The 9037-nt window shown below is 72.4% G+C and carries 8 protein-coding genes; 7 read left to right on the top strand and 1 reads right to left on the bottom strand.

From position 1 onward, the window contains the following. The first annotated feature begins 221 nt into the window (after window positions 1–221). The 6 genes from NBZ83_RS26475 (at window position 222) to NBZ83_RS26450 (ending at window position 5878) form a co-directional block, all read left to right on the top strand. Window positions 222–974, top strand: a complete 753-nt coding sequence (locus tag NBZ83_RS26475) for an ABC transporter ATP-binding protein (RefSeq protein ID WP_261567523.1) — start codon at window positions 222–224, stop codon at window positions 972–974. Then, on the top strand, window positions 971–1798 hold the full coding sequence (locus tag NBZ83_RS26470) for an ABC transporter ATP-binding protein (RefSeq protein ID WP_368861912.1): 828 nt from the start codon (window positions 971–973) through the stop codon (window positions 1796–1798). The genes NBZ83_RS26475 and NBZ83_RS26470 overlap by 4 nt, the downstream gene beginning before the upstream one ends. Further along, a complete protein-coding gene (locus NBZ83_RS26465; RefSeq protein WP_261567521.1) occupies window positions 1795–3030 on the top strand; it encodes an acetyl-CoA C-acetyltransferase in 1236 nt (411 codons plus the stop codon). Before NBZ83_RS26470 ends, NBZ83_RS26465 begins: the two co-directional genes overlap by 4 nt. A gap of 81 nt (window positions 3031–3111) precedes the next feature. Then, the gene (locus NBZ83_RS26460) at window positions 3112–4329 is read left to right on the top strand and encodes a CaiB/BaiF CoA transferase family protein (RefSeq protein WP_261576005.1); all 1218 of its coding nucleotides are present in this window, start codon (window positions 3112–3114) and stop codon (window positions 4327–4329) included. Beyond that, window positions 4329–5537, top strand: a complete 1209-nt coding sequence (locus NBZ83_RS26455; RefSeq protein ID WP_261576004.1) for a phosphotransferase family protein — start codon at window positions 4329–4331, stop codon at window positions 5535–5537. Before NBZ83_RS26460 ends, NBZ83_RS26455 begins: the two co-directional genes overlap by 1 nt. Next, window positions 5534–5878, top strand: a complete 345-nt coding sequence (locus NBZ83_RS26450) for a hypothetical protein (protein ID WP_261567518.1) — start codon at window positions 5534–5536, stop codon at window positions 5876–5878. Before NBZ83_RS26455 ends, NBZ83_RS26450 begins: the two co-directional genes overlap by 4 nt. Before the next feature lie 323 nt (window positions 5879–6201). On the opposite strand, the gene NBZ83_RS26445 is transcribed toward NBZ83_RS26450, so the two are convergent. Beyond that, window positions 6202–7374 (bottom strand): amidohydrolase family protein, encoded by a 1173-nt coding sequence (locus NBZ83_RS26445; RefSeq protein WP_261567517.1) that lies wholly within the window; start codon window positions 7372–7374, stop codon window positions 6202–6204. Window positions 7375–7691: 317 nt separating this feature from the next. Here NBZ83_RS26445 and NBZ83_RS26440 point away from each other — a divergent pair, with 317 nt between their 5' ends. Beyond that, window positions 7692–9020, top strand: coding sequence for an ABC transporter substrate-binding protein (locus NBZ83_RS26440; protein WP_261567516.1), 1329 nt, complete (start codon window positions 7692–7694; stop codon window positions 9018–9020). Window positions 9021–9037 lie beyond the last annotated feature (17 nt).

Raw genomic sequence — 9037 nt, 5'->3', positions numbered from 1 at the left:
ACCCTGGCGGACGCGCCCACCCTGGCGGACACGGCGACCTCGGCGGGCGCGGCGACCCCGACCGCCGAGCCCACCGCGACTGTCCCGTCCGCCGCATCGACCCCGACTGCTGCGTCGTCCACCCCGGTTGCCGCGTCCACCCCGGCCGCGTCCGGGTCCGCTGCCGGCTCGCACGTGAGTGGATCCGCCGCGGCGACGCCCGCGGTGGCGGGGGAGGCCCGATGACCGAGCTGTTGCGCACCGAGTCGATGAGCGTCGTCTACGGCGGCCTGCACGCCGTCAACGGCCTGGACCTGCGGGTCGACGAGGGCCGGCTGGTGGGGCTCATCGGCCCCAACGGCGCCGGGAAGACGAGCTTCATCGACGGCATCTCCGGCTTCACCCGGACCCAGGGTGCGATCTACTTCCGCGGCAAGCGCGTCGACCGCGAGCCGGCCCACCGCCGGGCCCGCCTGGGCCTCGGCCGTACCTGGCAGTCGCTGGAACTGTTCGAGGACCTCACCGTCCGGGAGAACCTCCAGGTCGGCGCCGAGCGGCAGACGGTCGGCGGGTTCCTGCTCGACCTGGTCCGTCCCGGCCGCCGCCGCGACCAGTCCGACGTGGACTGGGCGCTGGACGTCCTTGGCATCGCCCACCTCGCCGACCGGCTGCCCACCGAGATCAGCCACGGCCAGCGCAAGCTGGTCGGCGCCGGGCGCACCCTCGCCGCCCGTCCCGCGCTGATCTGCATGGACGAGCCGGCCGCGGGCCTGGACACCACCGAGTCGGAGCAGTTCGGCCGCCGGCTGCGCCGCATCGTCGAGGCCGGCGTGTCGATCCTGCTCGTCGACCACGACATGGGGCTGGTGATGGGGGTGTGCGACGAGCTCTACGTCATCGAGTTCGGGACGAGGATCGCCCACGGCACGCCGGCGGAGGTCGTCGCGGACGAGAAGGTCCGGGCCGCCTACCTCGGCACGAAGGCGGGGACATGAGCGCGCTGCTGGAGATCGACGGCCTGTACTCCGGCTACGCCGGCGTCGCGATGGTCCGCGACCTGAACCTGACCGTGCACGCCGGGGAGATCGTGGCCCTGCTGGGCCCGAACGGGGCGGGCAAGACCACGACGCTGCTGACCACCTCGGGCCTCAACCCGGTGATGAAGGGCGACATCCGGGTCTTCGGCCGCTCGATCCGGGGCCGCCCGGCGCACCGGGCACCCCGCGAGGGGCTCGCCCACGTGCTGGAGGACCGCTCGCTGTTCTACCAGCTCACGGTGGCCGAGAACCTCCGGCTCGCCGCCGCGCGCAGCCGGGGCGACCTCGACCAGGCGCTGTCGTACTTCCCGGCACTGGAGCCGCTGCTGGGCCGGCGGGCGGGGCTGCTCTCCGGCGGCGAGCAACAGATGCTGGCCATGGCCAGGGCGCTGACTTCGAAGCCACGCCTGCTGATGGTGGACGAGATGAGCCTCGGTCTCGCCCCCGTCATCGTCGAACGCCTGCTGCCGGTGCTGCGTCGCATCGTCGACGACACCGGCGCCGGGGTGCTGCTCGTCGAGCAGCACGTCCACCTTGCCCTCGAGGTCGCCGACCGGGCCGCCGTGCTGGTCCACGGGGATCTGGTCGCCAGCGGCACCACCGCGGAGATCGCCGGGCGCGCCGCCGCCCTCGAATCGACCTACTTCGGCGCCGGTGCCGAGACCGGCGCCGAGACCGCCCCTGACACCGAAGCCGTCATCGACGCCGACGCTCACACCGGAGCAGGCGCCCGCCCCGACGGTCCGGAAGCCGACCTGGATGACGTGGAAGGATCACGATGAGTGAAGCCTGGATTGTCGACGGCGTGCGGTCACCCCGCGGCAAGGGCCGGCCCACCGGCTCACTGCATCACGTGCATCCGCAGGAGCTGCTCGGCCAGCTCCTGCGCACGCTCGCCGACCGCGTCGGCGTCGACCCGGAGCTCGTCGACGACGTGGTGATGGGCAACGGCAACGCCGTCGGCGACCACGGCGGCGACGTCGCCCGGATGGCGGTGCTCGCGGCCGGCTGGCCGCAGACGGTGTCGGGCGTGACGCTGAACCGGTGGTGCGGGTCCGGTCAGCAGGCCGTCACCTTCGCGGCGACGGGCGTGGCGTCCGGCCACCAGGGGCTCGTGTTCGCCGGCGGCGTGGACGTGATGTCGCGCTGGCCCGCCGAACAGGGGCCGATGGACTTCTCGGCCGGCAACCCGGCGGTGCGGGCCAGGTTCCCGCAGGTCCCCCAGGGGGTGTCCGCCGACCTGATCGCGACGATCGAGGGGTTCACCCGCGACGACGTCGACGCGTTCGCCGCGCGCAGCCAGCAGCGCGCCGCCGCCGCGATCGAGCAGGGCCACTTCGCCCGCAGCGTGGTGCCCATCGTCAACGCCGACGGCTCCGTTGCCCTCGACCACGACGAGCATCCCCGGCCCGGCACCACGCCGGAGTCGCTGGCGAAGCTGGCCCCGTCGTTCGCGGCCCTCGGACGCGCGGTGTTCACCGACTACGGGTACGACCGGGCCTTCGGCGAGATGGTCCGCGACGTCTACCCGGACGTCAAGGAGGTCGACTACGTCCACCACGCCGGCAACTCGTCGGGCATCGTGGACGGCGCGGCCGTGCTCGCGATCGCCTCGCCCGAGTTCGCCCGCGCGCACGGCCTGCGCCCGCGGGCCCGGGTGGTGATGAGCGCGGTCGTCGGCGCGGAGCCGGTCATCATGCTGACCGCGCCCGGCCCGGCCTCGCGCCGCTGCCTGGCGCGAGCCGGGATGACGGTGGACGACATCGACCTGTGGGAGATCAACGAGGCGTTCGCCGCGGTCCCGCTGAAGACGATGCGCGACCTCGAGCTCGATCCCGAGAAGGTCAACGTCAACGGCGGGGCGATCGCGCTCGGCCATCCGATCGGCGCGACCGGCGGCATGCTCCTGCAGACCGCCCTCGACGAGCTGGAACGCCGCGATCTGTCGACCGCGCTCGTCACGATGTGCACCGGCGGCGGCATGGGCACCGCGACCATCATCGAGCGGATCTGACCGCGCCGAGCAGGTCCTGACGCGCAGATCAGAGCCGGACGACAGCGCCGCAACGGCGATCAGTAGGTGTGGAGGCAGACGATGGGCAGGATCCTCGAGGGCATCAAGGTCGTGGAAGTGGCGCTGTTCGGCTTCGTGCCGTCGGCCGGCGCCGCGCTCGCCGACTGGGGCGCGGACGTCGTCAAGATCGAGCATCCCGAGACCGGCGACCCGGTCCGGGCGCTGTCGTCCTACGGCTTCGGCCCCGGCGACGGCGGCGTCACGACGCTGTGGGAGGTGTTCAACCGCGGCAAGCGGGGCGTCGGCATCGACATCGCCACCCCCGACGGCCTGGAACTGCTGATGTGCCTCATCGACGAGGCGGACGTGTTCATCACCAGCTTCATGCCCTCGGCCCGGGAACGACTCGGCATCGACGTCGACCAGGTCCGGGCGCGCAACCCGCGCATCATCTACGGCCGCGGCACCGGCCAGGGGCCCGACGGTCCCGACGCGGACAAGGGCGGGTTCGACGGCATCTCCTACTGGAGCCGGTCGGGCGCCAGCACCGCGTCGGTCCCGCCGGGCTACGACTTCCCGATCCTGCTGCCCGGCCCCGCCTACGGCGACATCCAGAGCGGGATGTTCCTGGCCGGCGGCATCGCCGGGGCGCTCTACCAGCGGGAGCGGACCGGCCAGGGCAGCGTGGTCGACGTGTCGCTGTTCGGCGCCGGGCTGTGGGCGATGCAGGCCTCCATCGCCGGCGCCGCGGCGATCGGCGCGGACAACATCGCCCAGCTCGCCCGGCGCCGCCCGCCGAACCCGCTGACGAACCTGTACCGGACGGCCGACGGTCACTTCTTCGTGCTCGGGATGTTACAGGCCGACCGCTACTGGGCCGGCCTGTGCGCGGTGCTCGGTCACCCGGAGTTGGCCGCCGACGAGCGGTTCACCACCCTGGCCCTGCGCACCGAGCACGCCGAGGCGTGCGTCGCGGCCCTCGATGCCATCTTCACCGCCATGACCTACGACGAGCTGGTCAAGGCCCTCGACAGCCAGGAGGGCCAGTGGGCGCCGGTCGCCGTCCCCGGTGACACCCTGACCGACCCGCAGGCGCTGGCCAACGGCTACGTCCAGCAGGTCGACTACCCGAGCGGCGCGCGCCTGCCGCTGGTTCCGGTGCCCGCCCGTGTCGACGGCGACCTGCCCACACTGACCCCGGCGCCCACCCTCGGGGAGCACACCGACGAGGTCGTCCTGGCGCTCGGCCGCTCCGAGGAGGAGCTCATCAACCTCAAGATCGCCGGTGTGATCTCCTGATGACCGCCGTCACCCACGGGGTCGACACGGGCGTGCTGCGCGCGCTGCTGGCCGCGGGACATGCCCCCGCCCTCACCGAGGCCGCCTCCGCGCCTCCCGACGCTGCCCTCGCCGAGGCCGGCATCGTCGACCTGCACCGGCTCAAGGGCGGCTACTCCCGCGAGATGTGGTCGTTCGACGCGGTGACCCGGGACGGCGCCGTGCATCCGCTGATCCTGTGCGCCGACTCGGCCGCCGGCGTCGTCGGCGCGGGCGGGCAGACCCTCGGCCGGCCCGCGGAGGCTGCCCTGCTGCACACCCTGCACGCCGCGGGCCTGCCGGTGCCCGACGCGGTGGCCAGCGGCGACGGCGCCCAGGGGGGACCCGGCGGGGAACTCGGCCGCCCGTACCTGGTGATGGAGCGGTGCAGCGGCACGGCCGCGATCGGCCCGCTGCACCGCGACCCCTGGTACGTGGAGCACCGCGCGGAACTCGCCGCCTGGTTCGCCGCGACGCTGGCGGCGATCCACGGCGCCGACGTGCCGGCGGACATCCTCGGCGGCCGCCCGGACCCGGCGCGGGTCGCCGGCCGGGAGCTGGCCCGGTGGAGCGGCGAGCTGCGCGCGACCCCCCAGGCGCAGACGGCTGTGCTGGACCGCGCGCTGGCATGGCTCGCCGCGAACCCCCCGCCGCCACCCACGCGAGTCACCCTGCTCCACGGCGACTACCGGACCGGCAACATCCTGCACGGTCACGGCGACGGCGGCCCCAGCGGGCTGCGCACGGTGCTGGACTGGGAGATGGCCCATGTCGGGGACCCGCTGGAGGACCTTGCCTGGGCGCAGCTCGTCTGCTGGCGGGTCGGCACCGGCCGGGTCGGCGGCCTGGTGGACCTGGCGCGCTGGCCGGAGCTCTACGGCGCCGCCGCCGGCTGGGAGCCGGACCTCGCCGCCCTGCGGTGGTGGGAGGTGCTGGGCTCGGTGAAGATGGCCTGCCTGGTGTGGCGGGCCGCCGAGGGTGTCACCGCGCCTGCCGAGCGCGCCCTGCTGGAACGCCTCTTCGCCGACCTGGGCACGGAACTCGACCGTCGCCTGCTGCCGCCCGACCGGCGTCCCGTCGGGCCGCGGCCGGCGGCGGCCCCCCGACCGGAGCGGCCGGTTCGGCCGGAGAGAAAGCCCGGGCTGGCTGAACCGCCTGGACGGCCACGGACGGATGGAGAGCAACGATGACCGACGGTGGGCTGCGGGCCGAGGTGGGGCCCGCAACGGAGTCGTTCGAGGTGCGGGGGGTGCGCAACGGCAGCATCGTCACGGTCGTCTGGGACCGGGGCGTGCTCGACGGCGACCCGCCCACCATCGATCTCGTCGAGGTCGAGGCCGATCTCGTCGCGGAGTCCCGGCGCGATCCGTTCCAGCTTCGAGGTGACGGGAACGCCGTGACCGCGACCGCGACCGCGGTCACCGTGGACGATCCCGAGTCCGCGCTCGCCCTCGTGGTCCGCACCCTGGACCGAGTCGTCCAGGTGACGACGCCGGCGCGACCGCGCCCGTCGAGCGGGCGAAGCCGCTAGGGCAACGCCTCGGGAGTCCCCTTCCGGTATTCGGTGACGGAGTGTGATGCCAGACGGCATCCGCCTCGCCGCCGGACGCCACACCGCCCCGCGAGGCGGGGTTGTGCCTGGGAACGGGGCAACCTGTTCCTTCGATGCCCGCCTCAGCTACACCGCCGGATATCACGGAACGTGATAGCAGGACGGGAAAGGGACTTCTGAGGCACTGCACCAGCAGCCGGGAGACGACACAAGGCCCGGGCACCCAACGGTGCCCGGGCCTTGTCAGGGCCGGTGGCCGGCGGCACCGGCCGGGCCATGGGGCTCCGGCCGGGCGGGGCGGCTCAGGCCAGGTCGTAGAGCTTCATGGCGTTGTCCTGCAGGATCTTGCGCAGCACGTCGTGCGGGAGGTCGCCGAGCTTGTCGTTGATGAACTGCCGGGGCGGCAGCGCCGAGCTCACCGGCCCCGGGGACATGCTCGTCGGGTGCGGGAAGTCGGTCTCGTACAGGATGTTGTCGGCGCCGACGTAGTCGATCGCCGCGCGCAGCGTGGGGCCGTGCTCGAACCAGAAGCAGGCGTAGATCTGGCGGCGGAAGTACTCGCTGGGCAGCAGGTCGTACTCGGGGTGCTCCTTGGCGACGCCGCACTCGGTCCACATCCAGTCCAGCGCCTGCAGGGTGAACGGCACCCAGCCGACGCCGCTTTCCACCGAGACGAACTTCAGGTCGGGGAAGCGGTGGCACACGCCCGCGCCGATGAGGCTGCCCACCGTGCGGGCGTTGCCGAGGAAGAACGTCATCGGGAAGGTGGCGTAGTTGGCGTGGACGCCGGCCGAGGGATGCAGCAGCTGCGGCATCGTGGTGTCCCCGCTGCCGATGTGGAAGTTGACCGACAGGCCCATCTCCTGGGCCGCGGCCCACAGCCGGTCCCAGTGCGGGTCGGTGAGCATGGGGGAGCCGAAGTCCTCGGGCGCCTGGGAGAACACCAGGCCCTTGTGCCCGAGTTCCGCGCAGCGCTTCATCTCCGCGATCGACAGGTCGATGTCCCAGAACGGCACCGCCATGACCGGGACATAGCGCTCCGAGACCCGGCGGAAGTCCGCCAGCCAGTCGTTGTACGCCTGTAAGAGCAGCAGCGCCAGCTCCATGTCGCCGAAGTCGGTGTAGCGCCCGGCGCCGAAGCCGGCGACGTTCGGGTAGAGAACCTCGGCGTGGATGCCGTACTCGTCCATGATCTCCAGGCGGCCCTCGGGCTGCCAGATGCGCGGGTCGACCATGTCGAGCTGGGCGGGGAACTTCGGCGGCGGCTCCTTCCAGCCGGCGATGGCGAGACCGGCGGCCGGGCTGAGCACCTTGCCGCCGGCGATCCACCACTCGATGCCGTTCGCGTCGCGTTCGACGTGGGGCACGCGGTCGCCGTACTTCGACGGGACCCGGGACGTCCACAGGTCGTAGTGCTCCACGACGTGGGTGTCGCAGTCGATGACCTTGAGGTCGAGTTCGTCGATGAGATCCACGATGTACCCCTCACGCGGGACCGGGAACGCGCCCAGTCGGGACGGTGCGCACTACCTGCACGGGACGATAGGTGAGACGCAGATTACAGTCAACTGACGGGTCGAATAAATTCGGGCCGGGTCGGAGGGGCCGGCTGGCCGTCGAGCGGACTGTCGGGCGGGCCGTCGAGCGGGCCGTTGGTCAGGGTTGCCGGCAGGGTCGTCGATTAATTCGATCGACCGGTGGACTAAATTATTGTGGGGTCGTACGGTGCTCCCACTCGTCGGCCACTGGGGGCTGGCGCAGGTGGGAGGCGGTACCGGTGAGAGGTCGATCTGTGGCGGGGGCGTTAGCGCTCAGTTCCCTGCTCTTAGCCGCGGCGTGTTCGTCGTCGGGTTCGTCCGGGGGCACCGCGAACGGTGCCGGCGGTGCCGGCACCGGGGAGGTGAGCTCCGCGCCCGTCGCCAACAGCGACAACAATGCCTGGGCGCTGCGCTACACCGGTGGCACGGCCGGCGCGGCGAAGGGCACGCCGTACAAGATCGGATTCGTCAGTCAGGACACCTTCCTGCCGTCCGCGACGCAGGGCGCGCGGGCCGCGGTGGCCTACGTCGACGCCGAGCTCGGCGGCGTCGGCGGCCGGCCGATCCAGCTGGTCTCCTGCTCGGTCAACGTGCCGGAGGACGCCGCCCGCTGCGGCGCTCAGATGGCCAACGACGCGTCGCTGTCCCTGGTGATCGTGGGCGGCCTCAGTGTCGGCAACAAGGAGTTCTACGACGCCGTGGGCGGGCGCAAGGCGATCCTCATCGGCAACGCCCTGGCCAGCGAGGACTTCGTGACGACCCGCGGCGTCGCCTACACCGCCGGCTCGCCCGGGGTGCTGATGGGCATGGCACGCTTCGCCGTGGAGGAGCTCAAGGCCCGCACGGTGGCCGGCATCGTCCCGGACACCCCCGCCGGCCGCGCCGCCGCCCAGCAGCTCGTGAAGCCGATCCTGGACGCCGCCAAGGTGAAGTTCCGGCCGGTGTTCATCAGCCTGCAGGCCACCACCCCGGACCTGACCACGGCGCTACAGGCCAGCGGAGCGGGCAGCGCCGACGCGCTGATCACCGCCTTCCCGCCGAGCAGCTGCATCAGCATGTACGACGCGATCCGCTCGCTCGGCATCAAGCCCAAGGTGATCACGACCGACCAGTGCGCCGACGTGCCCGTGCGTGCGCACCTCAAGAGCGTCGGAGCCGCCGACACCGTGCCCGACGGCTGGTACTACGCCAACTACGGTTACAACTTCGACCTGCCCGACGTCGACTCCGGGATGAAGACCTACCAGTACGCGGCGTCGAAGTACGCCAAGCCGCTGGGCAGCGCCCCCGTCGAGCTGCGCGGCTTCAGCGGGCCGACGTTCGGCACCGTGATGACCGCCGCCAAGATTGTCAATCAGCTCGGCGTGGACAAGGCGACGTCCTTCGACGTCGTCGACCGCGCGCTGCGCGGCTTCACCGGTCCGGCGATGCTCCAGGTCGGCCCGCTCAAGTGTGGCCAGGCGCCGTTCGTCGCCGTCTGCGGTCACCAGATCGGCGTCGACCAGTACACCGGCGGCAAGTGGACGAGCGTCCGCGACGGGCTCAACGACAAGCCGGTCAACCTGCTGGCCCCGGTGAGCTGACCCCGCCTACCCCGCCG

Origin of the sequence: Frankia gtarii (assembly GCF_025403375.1) — a bacterium.
GTDB classification, from domain to species: Bacteria; Actinomycetota; Actinomycetes; order Frankiales; family Frankiaceae; genus Frankia; species Frankia gtarii.
The sequence above is the reverse complement of the archived record's forward strand: the minus strand, read 5'-3'. Positions and strand labels throughout refer to the sequence as shown.